This window comes from Streptomyces guryensis (assembly GCF_021261325.1).
In the GTDB taxonomy this organism is placed as follows: Bacteria; Actinomycetota; Actinomycetes; order Streptomycetales; family Streptomycetaceae; genus Streptomyces; species Streptomyces guryensis.
In genome coordinates this window covers 139,260-151,389 of record NZ_JAJSBI010000017.1, presented here as the reverse complement: position 1 = coordinate 151,389, position 12,130 = coordinate 139,260, and the positions used below count along the sequence as shown (strand labels likewise).

The 12,130-nt window shown below is 70.6% G+C and carries 13 protein-coding genes; 7 read left to right on the top strand and 6 right to left on the bottom strand.

Annotated elements, in window-relative coordinates; all coding sequences use genetic code 11:
- The first annotated feature begins 62 nt into the window (after window positions 1-62).
- Together LJ657_RS29960 and LJ657_RS29955 are read left to right on the top strand one after the other, a co-directional pair.
- Window positions 63-1,034 (top strand): LLM class F420-dependent oxidoreductase, encoded by a 972-nt coding sequence (locus tag LJ657_RS29960; protein ID WP_232651962.1) that lies wholly within the window; start codon window positions 63-65, stop codon window positions 1,032-1,034.
- 109 nt (window positions 1,035-1,143) lie between these two features.
- Complete coding sequence (locus LJ657_RS29955) at window positions 1,144-2,160, top strand: hypothetical protein (protein ID WP_232651961.1); 1,017 nt, start codon at window positions 1,144-1,146, stop codon at window positions 2,158-2,160.
- A gap of 62 nt (window positions 2,161-2,222) precedes the next feature.
- Here the strand turns inward: LJ657_RS29955 and LJ657_RS29950 are convergent, their stop codons facing one another.
- Window positions 2,223-2,720 carry a DUF6328 family protein gene (locus LJ657_RS29950; protein WP_232651960.1) on the bottom strand — a complete coding sequence of 166 codons (498 nt, stop codon included), beginning with the start codon at window positions 2,718-2,720 and terminating at the stop codon, window positions 2,223-2,225.
- Window positions 2,721-2,881: 161 nt separating this feature from the next.
- Here LJ657_RS29950 and LJ657_RS29945 point away from each other — a divergent pair, with 161 nt between their 5' ends.
- Complete coding sequence (locus tag LJ657_RS29945) at window positions 2,882-3,226, top strand: hypothetical protein (protein ID WP_232651959.1); 345 nt, start codon at window positions 2,882-2,884, stop codon at window positions 3,224-3,226.
- A gap of 15 nt (window positions 3,227-3,241) precedes the next feature.
- On the opposite strand, the gene LJ657_RS29940 is transcribed toward LJ657_RS29945, so the two are convergent.
- A complete protein-coding gene (locus tag LJ657_RS29940) occupies window positions 3,242-4,225 on the bottom strand; it encodes an aldo/keto reductase (protein ID WP_232651958.1) in 984 nt (327 codons plus the stop codon).
- Between the two features lie 137 nt (window positions 4,226-4,362).
- Here LJ657_RS29940 and LJ657_RS29935 point away from each other — a divergent pair, with 137 nt between their 5' ends.
- Complete coding sequence (locus LJ657_RS29935; protein WP_232651957.1) at window positions 4,363-6,096, top strand: cholesterol oxidase substrate-binding domain-containing protein; 1,734 nt, start codon at window positions 4,363-4,365, stop codon at window positions 6,094-6,096.
- Window positions 6,097-6,186: 90 nt separating this feature from the next.
- Here LJ657_RS29935 and LJ657_RS29930 read toward each other — a convergent pair whose 3' ends face one another.
- Window positions 6,187-6,792 (bottom strand): TetR/AcrR family transcriptional regulator, encoded by a 606-nt coding sequence (locus LJ657_RS29930; RefSeq protein WP_232651956.1) that lies wholly within the window; start codon window positions 6,790-6,792, stop codon window positions 6,187-6,189.
- On the bottom strand, window positions 6,789-8,270 hold the full coding sequence (locus tag LJ657_RS29925; RefSeq protein WP_232651955.1) for an MFS transporter: 1,482 nt from the start codon (window positions 8,268-8,270) through the stop codon (window positions 6,789-6,791). The genes LJ657_RS29930 and LJ657_RS29925 overlap by 4 nt, the downstream gene beginning before the upstream one ends.
- 405 nt (window positions 8,271-8,675) lie before the next feature.
- Here LJ657_RS29925 and melC1 point away from each other — a divergent pair, with 405 nt between their 5' ends.
- From melC1 to LJ657_RS29910, 3 genes are all read left to right on the top strand, one after another.
- Window positions 8,676-9,044, top strand: coding sequence for an apotyrosinase chaperone MelC1 (gene melC1, locus LJ657_RS29920; RefSeq protein WP_232651954.1), 369 nt, complete (start codon window positions 8,676-8,678; stop codon window positions 9,042-9,044).
- A 34-nt stretch (window positions 9,045-9,078) separates the two neighbouring features.
- The gene (melC2, locus tag LJ657_RS29915) at window positions 9,079-9,903 is read left to right on the top strand and encodes a tyrosinase MelC2 (RefSeq protein ID WP_232651953.1); all 825 of its coding nucleotides are present in this window, start codon (window positions 9,079-9,081) and stop codon (window positions 9,901-9,903) included.
- 104 nt (window positions 9,904-10,007) lie between these two features.
- Entirely contained in the window at window positions 10,008-10,460 is a 453-nt protein-coding gene (locus tag LJ657_RS29910; protein ID WP_232651952.1) for an SRPBCC family protein, read from the top strand.
- A 45-nt stretch (window positions 10,461-10,505) separates the two neighbouring features.
- Here LJ657_RS29910 and LJ657_RS29905 read toward each other — a convergent pair whose 3' ends face one another.
- Both LJ657_RS29905 and LJ657_RS29900 read right to left on the bottom strand, forming a co-directional pair.
- On the bottom strand, window positions 10,506-11,204 hold the full coding sequence (locus tag LJ657_RS29905; protein WP_232652008.1) for a ribonuclease H family protein: 699 nt from the start codon (window positions 11,202-11,204) through the stop codon (window positions 10,506-10,508).
- A 53-nt stretch (window positions 11,205-11,257) separates the two neighbouring features.
- Entirely contained in the window at window positions 11,258-12,052 is a 795-nt protein-coding gene (locus LJ657_RS29900; protein WP_232651951.1) for a VOC family protein, read from the bottom strand.
- Window positions 12,053-12,130 lie beyond the last annotated feature (78 nt).

Genomic DNA, 12,130 nt, shown 5'->3' with positions numbered 1-12,130 from the left:
CCCCATGGTCCGCATGGATCGAGGGGCTGTTTTCCGCCGCCGGTACAGGGGACTCGCGGTTCATGGTGCAAATCGGATACACGATGATGACCGAGCAGGCCGGCCCCCGTGACCTCGTCGACCATCTGGTGCGGGCCGAGGGCGCCGGCTACGACTTCTCGGTGACCTCGGACCACTACTTCCCGTGGCTGCGTTCGCAGGGTCACTCGCCGTATGCGTGGAGCGTGCTGGGCGCGGCGGCCCAGGCGACCTCGCGCCTTCCGTTGATGACCTACGTGACCTGTCCGACCGTCCGCTACCACCCGGCGGTGGTGGCACAGAAGGCGGCGACGATGCAGCTGCTGTCCGAGGGCCGCTTCCGGCTGGGGCTGGGCTCCGGCGAGAACCTCAACGAGCATGTCGTCGGCGGGGGTTGGCCGTCTGCCGACGTGCGGCACGAGATGCTGGAGGAGGCGGTGGAGATCATCCGGGAGCTGTTCAAGGGCGGCCATGTGAACCATCGCGGCCCGCACTTCGACGTGGAGTCGGCCCGGTTGTGGGACCTGCCGGACGAGCCGCCGGCCATCGGCATCGCCGTCTCCGGCGAGCAGTCCTGCGCCCTCGCGGGCCGGCTCGCCGACCTGGTCATCGCCACGGAGCCCGAGGCGGGGCTGCTGACGGCGTTCGACCGGCACGGCGGGGAGGGCAAGCCGCGGGTGGGCCAGCTGCCCGTGTGCTACGACCCCGACCGGGACGCGGCGGTCAAGCGCGCGCACGCCCAGTTCCGCTGGTTCGGCGGCGGCTGGAAGGTCAACTCCGAGCTGCCCCACCCCGACTCCTTCGATTCGGCGACCCAGTACGTCACCCCCGACGACGTCGCCGCCTCGATCCCCTGCGGAGACAACCCCGACGACTTCGTGGAGGCCGTACGCCCGTACGCCGAGGCCGGATTCGGGGAGGTCGCCCTCGTGCAGATCGGTGGCGAGTCGCAGCCGGCGTATCTGGACTGGGCGGAGAAGACGCTGCTGCCGGCCCTGCACGACAGCTTCGGCTGACCGGGAGGCCGCCCGCGCGGCGCCCTGTTCAAAGCATCGCCGATGGGTCCATATAGGCTGCCGCTCTGCACTTCTGCAGCCCCACGATCTTTGCACAGGAGAGTCGTCCGTGACCCTAGCGACCGTCCCGTCCGAGTCGTCCCCCGCTCCGCTGTCCGACCTCGTCGCGCGGGACGCGCGTGAGTTCGGGGTCTATGCGCGGACCGGAGGGTGGGCCTTCGCCCTGATGGTGGCACGCAGCGTACGGCCCGGCGGTCAGGGGGCGGAGGAGACGCCGAAGGTGTCCGCGAAGGAGTTCGCGGAGCTGGCCGGGTGCTCCCCCGAGCGTGTCATGCGCTACTACAAGGCCTGGGACCGGGCCGCCGACGACGGCATGGTCCCGCACTTCGAGGCGCTGGCGCCGGGCCAGGAGGCGGAGCTGCCGGACGCCGATGTGTGGCTGAGCTACTACGTGTCCCGCAACAGCGCGACCTCCGAGCGCGGCACCGCCATCGCGGAGGCCGCCGAGGCCGAGGGCATCCGCCCGACGAAGGCACTGGAGGTCGCCGAGAACCCCACCGCCCTGCGCGCCGCGATCCTCGCCGATCCCTCCACGGCCCGGGCGGCCCGCCAGGCGCTCCTCGACCGCGTCCGTGAAGACCCTGGGCTGCAGGCCGAGTTGGCGCGCGACGTCGTCCGCACCGACGACCTGAAGAAGGCCGTCGCCACCGAGAGCCGGGCCGCCGACCGGATCGGCTATGTGCGCCAGATCGCCGAGTCGGGGCAGGTCAAGACCCCGGCGGGGCAGACCATCGACGCGCCCGTCGACCTGCGCCAGGAGGCCGAGCGGCACCTGTCGCTCATCGACGAGCTGGAGGACGACGAGGACACCGGCGAGTGGGCCAGCGAGGCCTACGACACCCTCAAGTCCCTCGTCGCCGAGACCGTGGAGGCCGATCCCGAACTGCGCGTCCAGGAGCGGCGGACGAAGTTCTACAACAGTCTGCAGAAGGCTACGAAGGCGTTCGAGGAGCTGACCTTCGACGATGTGCAGGACTTCGTCGAGGACGACATGGTCCAGCGCCTGGAGGAGCTCCAGCAGGCCATCGTCATGTGTCTGACCGCGCTGCGCGGCGGCAGGGGCTGAGGCATGGGGGGGGCTCCCACCAGGAGGAGCCCCCTGGCTGCTGTCCTGCAGGCCGGACGGCGTCACTCCGTGTGGCGGCGCCGCGTCCACAGGGGCACCGCGTACCAGCACAGCGCGTACCACACGACGACTGCCATGACGAGCCAGGTCACGGCGCCGTTGTGGGTGGCGACCCGGAGGATCAGCAGCAGCGAGCAGGTCATGGTGGCGAGCAGGAGCGCCAGGCCGACGAAGGTCATCCGGGAGGCCCATTCCACGGCCTGCGGCTTGACCCGCTGCCCGGAGACCACGCGGTGCAGGGAGACGGGCCCGATCAGCGCTCCGGTCGCGGCGGCACCCAGCACCACGGTCACGATGTAGATGATCTTGTCGGTGTGTTCCAGCGAGTCGTACTTCTGCTGGAACACCACGGTGAGCAGGAAGCCGAACAGGATCTGCACCCCCGTCTGGGCGACCCTGACCTCCTGGATCAGCTCACCCCACTTCCGGTCGGCCCGTTCCTCCTCGGTCTCGTGCCGCCCCCACTCGTTCAGGTCTGCTCCGCTGTTTGTGGCCGGCAAGGTTCCTCCCGGCTCGATCGCCCCGGATGTCTTCCCTGACCCGTGTTCCCTCTTCGCGGAGGATTGACCGGGCCGCGCGCAATCGACCGCTGTTTGGGCGACCATCGGGCGGTTACACGGAGGCCATGGCGTACGACGACCACCCGAGGAGTCCGACGACCATGTCCGGAACCGAGCTCACGGTCACCGTCAGCGGCGGCACCGCCGCGGACGCACGCGCGGTCGTGCGGGTCCTGGAGCCCGCATTCGGAATGCCGGAGGAGGAACTTCCGGCCGACGACGAGGTCACCGTCCACACGGCCAGGTTCGCACACGATCCGGCGGGCCCGCCCTCCGAGGCCGTTCCCGCCGGTCATCTGTCCGGCGCGGTGACGCTGACCGTGCAGGGTTCGCCGGTGGCGGTGGCTCAGGCGCGCGAGACGCTCACCCACGCCTTCACCGCCCAGGACCAGGGCTCGGTCTCCGGTGACCAGGAGCAGGAGTGGCAGCTGCTCCTGGAGCCGTGAGCCGGTTGCCGCGGTCTACCAGCGGGCTTCCACCTGGTCCTTGATCCGGCGGTCGTAGAGGTCGCGGATCGCGGTGAGTGTCTCGTCCGTGAGCTGCGGGAGCTTGGCGGCGGCCGCGTTGGCGCGGGCCTGCTCGGGCGAGCGGGCGCCGGGGATCACGGTGGTCACGCCGGGCTGCTGCACGATCCAGCGCAGCGCGAGCTGCGCCGGGGTGCAGCCGGCGGGGGCGAGAGCGGCGAAGTCGGCGGCGGCCTCGACGCCCGTCGTGTAGTCGACGCCGGAGAAGGTCTCGCCCACGTCGAAGGACTCGCCGTGCCGGTTGTAGGTGCGGTGGTCGTTCTCGGGGAAGACGGTGTCCTTGGTGTACTTGCCCGACAGCAGGCCGGAGGCGAGCGGGACGCGGGCGATGATGCCGACGCCGGCCTCCTGTGCGGCCGGGAGGACCTCGCGCAGTGGCTTCATACGGAAGGCGTTGAGGATGATCTGCACGCTCGCCACGTTCGGCCGGGCGATCGCGGTCAGCGCCTCGGCGCAGGTCTCCACGCTGACGCCGTACGCCGCGACGCGCTCCTCCTCGACCAGGGTGTCCAGGGCGTCGAACACCTCGTTCGTGGAGTACACGGGCGTCGGCGGGCAGTGCAGTTGTACGAGGTCGATGCGGTCGACGCCGAGGTTGCGCCGCGAACGGTCGTTCCAGGCACGGAAGTTGTCGAGGACGTAGTTCTCGGGGATCTGCTCGACGCGGCGGCCCATCTTCGTGGCGACCATCACATGCAGGTCCGGCCTGCCGCTCAGGAACGCGGCGATGGTCTGCTCGCTGCGCCCGTCGCCGTACACGTCGGCGGTGTCGAAGAAGGTCACCCCCGACTCTGCCGCCGCCTCCAGCACCGCCAGGGCGTCCTTGTCGTCGACGTCTCCCCAGTCGGCGCCCAGCTGCCACGTGCCGAGACCGACGACGGATGCGTGCTGACCCGACCTACCGAATGTGCGCTCGTCCATGGCGTCAGTCTGTCATCAGTCACGCCTGTGCACGGAACCGACCGCTCCGGAGCGCCGTCTGTGAATCATTCACTCACATGAGTGACGCACTTGGACAGGAATCCCGTATGTGTCAACGGCACCCCTAGCGTGAACCCGTGACTGATTGTTCAGCGAACAACTTCCCGTCCGGGCCGTCGGAGAACACGTCGTTGAGCCGCCGCGGCTTCCTGGTGGGCGCTGCCGCGCTGGCCGCCGTGCCCGTTCTGATCGCGGCCGATCCGGCGGTCGCGGCGCAGGAGCTGCCGGACTTCCCGCCGGATGTCTCCCTGTACCGCTCGGCGTACCGCAACTGGGTCGGCGAGATCACCGCGGACGGGCTGTGGGCCTGCGCTCCGGCCGCCGCGGATCAGGTGGTCGAGGTCGTCAACTGGGCCTGGCGGCACGGCTGGAGGGTACGGGCCCGGGGGGCCGCGCACGGCTGGTCGCCGCTGACGATCACCGAGGGCACCGCCTCGGACACCCCCGTCCTGCTCGTGGACACCGCTCCTCATCTCACCGGCCTGTCCCTGGACTCTGCGAGGGCGGTGCGGGCCGGCACCGGCGTCACGATGGAGGCCCTGCTCTCCTACCTGGAGGGACACGGGCTGGGAGTCACCGCCGCGCCCGCTCCCGGTGACCTCACCCTGGGTGGCGCGCTGGCCATCGACGCGCACGGCACCGCCGTACCCGCGCGGGGCGAGCAGCGGCTGCCCGGGCACACGTACGGCTCGCTCAGCAATCTGGTGCTGTCGCTGACGGCGGTCGCGTGGGACGAGAACTCGGGCGCGTACGTACTGCGCACGTTCGACCGCGACGAGGCGGACTGTGCCGCTCTGCTCACCCACCTGGGCCGTGCGCTGGTGACCGAGGTCGTGCTGCGGGTGGGCGCGAACGTCGATCTGCGGTGTGTGAGCCGTACGGACATCCCGGCCGCCGAGCTCTTTGCGGCACCCGGCTCCGACGGGCGCACCCTCGCGAGCCACCTCGACGCGTCGGGCCGCGTGGAGGCGATCTGGTTCGCCTTCACCGAGTTGCCGTGGCTCAAGGTGTGGAGCGTGACGCCGACGCGGCCGCTCACCTCGCGGCATGTGACATCGCCGTACAACTACCCGTTCTCCGACAACGTGCCGACCGTGGTGGCGGACCTCGTCGGGCGGATGACCTCGGACGCGGCCTGGTACCTGGCTCCGGTTCTGGGCAACGCCCAGTACGACGTGGCGGCGCTCGGGCTGGTGGCGACGCTGTCCGCCGACATCTGGGGGCCGTCGAAGAACACCCTGCTCTATATCAGGCCGACGACGCTGCGGGTGGCCGCCAACGGCTACGCCGTGCTCACCACGCGGGCCCAAGTGCAGCGCGTGGTCGCCGAGTTCACGTCCTTCTACCGTGAGCGGCTCGCCGCGTACGCCGCGCTGGGTCGCTACCCCGTGAACGGCTCGGTGGAGATCCGGGTGACCGGCCTCGACGACCCGGCCGATGCCGAACTGGACGGTGCCCGTGCCCCGTTGCTGTCGGCGCTGCGGCAGAGCGACACGCATCCGGCGTGGGACACGGCGGTGTGGCTGGATGTTCTGACGCTGCCGGGCACGCCGTACGCGGAGGCCTTCCTGCGCGAGCTGGAGCAGTTCCTGCTGCGCACGTTCGACGGGGAGCACGCGCTCACCCGGGTCGAGTGGTCCAAGGGCTGGGCCTACACCGATGAGGCCGCCTGGAGCGACGAGGAGGTGCTGGGCACGGCGGTGCCCGCGTCGCTGGGCGAGGCGGAGTGGGGGCAGGCGGCCGGAATCCTGGACCGGCTCGACCCCCACCGTGTCCTGGGGAACGGATTCCTGGACCGGTTGCTGCGGTGAGCGGTTGCGGTTGCCGCACATCGCTCGCACCGGCGGCTGATCATGACCTCCGGGCCCGCGTGCCGGCACGAATCCGGCAGGCCGCACCCGCTACGGCCGCTGGATTCCTCCGCCCGGCGTGAGGTGCGCCTGCACCGCCGGCGCGCAGCGGTCCACGATCTCCTCCAGCGCGGCGCCCCGCACATGGACGCCGCGCGCGATGCCGTACATCACCCCGAGGCCCAGCAGGTTCGCGACGGCCAGCTCGGCACGCAGGCCTGCTTCGGGGCCGGTGAGGCGTTCGGTGAGGCGCTCGGTGACCTGGGTGCGGAAGTTGGCGCGCAGGATGTCGCCCTGGGCGCCGTGCAGGGGCGCGAACACGATCCGCAGGAGCGGGTCGGCGCCCTGCTGCGACTGGCTGACCAGCACATGCCGGACCATGTGCCGGCCCAGCTCGTCCAGCGGCGCGCCGAGCAGGGCGTCGGCGTCGGTCTCGAAGGACATGACACGGGCGAACAGGGTGTCCTTGTTGCCGAAGTACTTCAGGATCAGCGGCGCGCTGACACCGGCTCGTTCGGCGACCGCCTTGAGCGTGATGTCGGCGTGGGCGTGCCGGGCCAGCAGGTGGCGGGCCGCCTTGAGGATGGCCGCCCTGGTCGCCTCGGCGTCCCGGCGGGCGGGCGCGGACGTGGTGGGGGGAGTGCTCACAGCACTCATGCTCCCTCCAGCGCCTCGCCGCGCGGATCCCGGGTCCGCCCGCGGGTCCGGGGGGTCCCGCCCGTCGCGGGGTCGCCGGGGATGGTCAGGGCCGCGGCACTGGCCGTCAGGGCGACCGCGCCGGCGATGCCGAAGGCGAGCAGATAGCCGTGCAGCGTGGGCACGGGGGCTGAGCCGACCAGGCTCGTGTGATGGACCAGGACGGCGGCCACGGCCGCACTGGAGACGGCCTGGCCGATCGTGCGCATCAGGACGTTGACGCCGTTGGCGGAGGCGGTCTGCTCGGCGGGGACGGCGCGCAGGATCAGGGTGGGCAGGGCCGAGTACGCCAGGGTGGTGCCGGTGGACACCACCGTCGCCCCCAGGATGATCATCCAGAGGTCGCGGCTGTCGGCGATGCGCACCGCGTAGCCGCATGCGATGACCGCGGCCCCGAGAGCGAGGGTGACGCGGGGACCGCGGGCCGCGGAGATCCGGGCCGAGACGGGTGAGAACAGCAGCATGGTGATGCCGCCGGGCAGCAGGCACAGGCCGGTCTGCACGATCGACAGCCCGAGACCGTAGCCGGTGGCCTTCGGCGCCTGCACCAGCTGGGCGGTCACCAGGGAGTTGGCGTAGAAGGCGAACCCGGTGAGCAGTGCCGCCACGTGGGACAGGCCCACCCGCGGCCTGGAGACCAGCCGCAGGTCGACCAGCGGGTGCTCGGTGCGCAGCTGCTGCCACCACCACAGGGCCAGCACGACGACGGCACCGAGGAAAAGGCCGACGACGGGCGCGCTGCCCCATCCCCATTGCCCGCCCTGCGAGACGCCCAGCAGGAGGCAGACCAGTCCGGCCGCCAGACCCAGTGTGCCCGGCACGTCGAAGCGGCCGGGCTGCCGCACGGGCGACTCCTTGACCGCCCACCACACGGCCGTGACACCGAGCGCGCCGAGGGCACTGGTCAGCCAGAACATGGTGTGCCAGTCGGCGTACTGCACGACCAGCGCGGCCAGCGGCAGGCCCAGGGCGGCGCCGATGCCGACGGTGGAGCTCATCAGGGCCACCGCGGAGCCCCGGCGCTCCGGCGGCAGCTCGTCTCTCAGGATGCTGATCGACAACGGGACCACGGAGGCGGCGGCGCCCTGCAGGGCGCGGGCCGCGATGAGGACGACGATGTCGGAAGACAGGGCGCACATCACCGAGCCGACGGTCATCAGGACGAGGGCCGACGTCAGCACCCTGCGCTTGCCGTACATGTCGCCGGCCCGGCCGAGCACGGGGGTGAGCACGGCGCCGGACAGCAGGGTCGCCGTGACCATCCAGGAGACCGTGCCCGCGGAGGCGCCGGTCAGCCGCGGCAGGTCGGGCAGGAGCGGTACGACGACGGTCTGCATGACGGCCATGAGGATGCCGCCGAACGCCAGCACCGGAATCGTGAGCCGGTCACGCAGGGCTCCCGTTCCCGGGGTGCGGGGTATCGGGCCTGGCTGGTCCATCGGCACTCCAGCGACGGTGCGGCGAAAACTTGGGTGAATGGCAATTCACCTTAGCCGGTGAATTGCCATTCACCCAAATGGGCCGTTCCGCAGTGGCGCCGGGCGCCCTTGGTGCGGTCGCGCGGGTCGAGCCACCGGATCACGCCAGTTTCCCGAGGTGAGGCAGGCCACTGGCGGCGCTCTCGCCCGCCAGGGATCACCCGGAACGGAGGGGCGGCGAGAAGGAATTCCCCGTTCCGGGCCTCGCGGGACCCCCCGAACAGCAAGATCACCTTCGTTCACCCTTGTACAACATGTCGGTAATTGTCCTGATCGCAGCCAACCGCCCTCGACGGATTTCTCCCGCTCTCGACCGGACCGATAGGCATTCCGGGTCGTCGACCGAACGAACCCTGGAGATCCCGTATGCCGACCCTCACCCGACGCCGCGCGCTCACCGCGGCTGCCGCCCTCACCGCGGCCGCCGCCGCTCACACGGGCACCGCCGCCGCGGCACCCGCCGGCCACCGGCACCACGGCTCCCCCGAGCCCTTCGACGAGGTCTACAAGGGCCGCCGCATACAGGGCCGGCCGGCATCCGGTGGCGGTCACCACCACGGCACCGGTTACGCCGTGCTCGTCGACGGGGTCGAGCTGCACGTCATGCAGAACGCAGACGGCAGCTGGATCAGCATCGTCAGCCACTACGCCCCGGTGCCCACGCCGCACGCGGCCGCGCGTGCCGCGGTGGAGGAGCTGCAGGGCGCCGCGCTCCTCCCCTTCCCCGCCAACTGACCGTTTCCGCAAGCACCTTGGGAGCACCCGCACCATGACCGTCCGCAAGAACCAGGCGACCCTGACCGCCGACGAGAAGCGGCGCTTCGTCGCCGCCGTCGTCGAACTCAAGCGCAACGGCCGCTACGACGCCTTCGTCACCACCCACAACGCCTTCATCCTCGGCGACACCGACAACGGCGAACGCACGGGCCACCGTTCGCCGTCGTTCCTGCCCTGGCACCGCAGATACCTGCTGGACTTCGAGAGCGCGCTGCAGTCGGTGGACGCGTCGGTCGCGCTGCCCTACTGGGACTGGAGCACCGACCGCTCGGCGCGTTCCTCGCTGTGGGCACCGGACTTCCTCGGCGGCACCGGGCGCAGCCGGGACGGCCAGGTGATGGACGGCCCGTTCGCCGCGTCCTCCGGCAACTGGCCGATCAACGTACGGGTCGACGGGCGTACGTTCCTGCGTCGCCAACTTGGCGCGAACGTAAGGGAGTTGCCTACGCCTGCCGAGGTCGAGTCGGTGCTGTCCACAGTGATATATGACATGCCACCGTGGAACAGCGCCTCGGACGGCTTCCGCAACCACCTGGAGGGCTGGCGCGGCGTGAACCTGCACAACCGCGTCCATGTGTGGGTAGGCGGACAGATGGCCACCGGGGTCTCCCCCAACGACCCGGTGTTCTGGCTCCATCACGCCTACATCGACAAGCTCTGGGCCCAGTGGCAGCGGCGTCACCCCGGATCCGGCTATCTGCCGACCGCCGGAACGCCGGACGTGGTCGACCTCGACGAGACGATGAAGCCGTGGAACGACGTGCGGCCCGCCGATCTGCTGGACCACACCGCCCACTACACCTTCGACACCGACTGAGCATTTCGACACCGCTTGACGGCCGGGACACGGTGGTTTGCTCCGCAGGTCAGGGGTACCCGCGCCGGACGCAACCGATGTGAGAGCGAAGGAGGGGTTCACCCGTGTCGCAGGTCGAGGAATCCATCGAGGTCGGCGTCCCGGTGCACACCGCCTACAACCAGTGGACTCAGTTCGAGACGTTCCCCGAGTTCATGAACGGCGTCGACCGCATCGAACAGCGCACCGACACGCTCACGCACTGGGTGACCAGCGTCAACGGCGTGCACCGGGAGTTCGACGCGGAGATCACCGAGCAGATCCCGGACGAGCGGGTCGCCTGGACGACCGTCGCGGGGCAGGCCCGGCAGGCCGGGGCGGTGACCTTCCACCGCCTGGACGACAACCACACCAAGGTCATGCTGCAGATGGACTTCCATCCCGACAGCGTCACCGAGCAGGTCGGCGACAAGCTCGGCTTCGTGAAGCGGCAGACCAAGGGCGACCTGGAGCGCTTCAAGAAGTTCATCGAACGGCGCGGCCAGGAGACCGGGGAGTGGCGCGGCGTGGTCACCTGAGCCGCGCTCGGACCTGAACTGCTCGTGTGCCGTACGGCGGTGGCCCTAACCGGCCTCCGCCGTACGGCATTCCGGGTGCCCCCAGCCCTGCCCGTTCTTGGCGATGGGCTCGCCGGCCCCGTAGGAACGGCCACACAGGCAGCGGCCCGGGAACTTCGCCTTGATGGTGCGCGACGACGAGCCCGCGCGCTGCCCCGCCGCCGCGGGCTTGCGGCGCGGAGCGCCCGACTTCGGGGTGTCCGGGGACGGCGGTGGCTCCGCGGATCCGAGCGCGCTGCTCGCCGGTTCCTGGACCTTGGCCGCCTGGCTGGCCGCGCGGTCGGCGAAGTCGTTGAGCGGGTCCCCGTCGACCTGGTGGGCGGGCACGTAGCGGAACTCGACGGAGCGGCCGTCGAGCAGTTCGTCGATGCGTACGACCAGTTCCTGGTTGGCGACCGGCTTGCCGGCGGAGGTCTTCCAGCCGTTGCGCTTCCAGCCGGGCAGCCAGGTGGTGACGGCCTTCATGGCGTACTGGGAGTCCATGCGGACCTCGAGCGGGACGCCCGGGTCGGTCGCCGCCAGCAGGCGTTCCAGGGCGGTGAGTTCGGCGACGTTGTTGGTCGCCGTGCCGAGCGGTCCCGCCTCCCAGCGGGCCGGGGTGGCGGAGTCGTCGGAGACCACCCATGCCCAGCCCGCCGGTCCCGGATTTCCCTTCGAAGCCCCGTCGCACGCGGCCACCACACGTTCACGCATGGCCTCGATCATGCCACGGGCGGACCTGGACATCGACCATCGTCCGGGAGGCGCACTCGTACCTCCTAGACGTCCTTCGTCTTCGGCAGCTCACCCTCGGTCGTCGTGATGTCGATCACCGAGAAGTTCGCGCCCTGCGGGTCGCTGATCGCCGCGAACCGGCCGTAGGGACTGGACATCGGCCCGAAGCGCAGGACACCGCCGAGCTTGGTGGCCTTGGCGACCGCGTCGTCGCAGTCGGGGACGACGAAGTAGAGATTGACGTAGGACGGCACCTCGGGCGGGAACTCGTCACCCATCTTCATCCGGCCGAGGACCGTGCTGTCGCCGAGGTTGAACATGCGGAAGTCGACATTGTCGTCGACGATCTGCTGCGCGGTGTACGCGAAGACGGCGCTGAAGAACGCGTCGGCCTTCTCGGGTTCACGGGTGAAGACCTCGGCCCAGCCGTAGGCACCCGGTACGGCGGTCGCCTCGAAGCCCTCATGGGTGCCGCCCTGCCACACGCCGAAGACGGCGCCGCTGGGCTCGCGGGCGATGCACATGGTGCCGAACTCGCCGACCTGCATGGGCTCCATCAGCACCTCGCCGCCGTGCTCCCTGACCTTGGCGGCGGTGGCTGCGGCGTCGGGTGAGGCGAAGTAGAGGCACCACTGCGACTGGGCCTCCTGGCCCGGCATCGGCGGTACGACGGCGGCGACCGCCTTGCCGTCCGCGTAGGCCTGGGTGTAGTTCCCGTACTCCGACGAGGCCTCGCCGAAGGTCCAGCCGAGGACGTCACCGTAGAAGCTCTTCGCGCCCTCGACGTCACCGAACATCGCGTCGGCCCAACAGGGGGTTCCCTCAGGTTGTACGGCCATGGCTGCGGCCCTCTCCCGAATCGGCGGATGGTCCGTTTCCTCACGCTAGTCATCCGCCGGACGAAGCGCGCGCCGAAC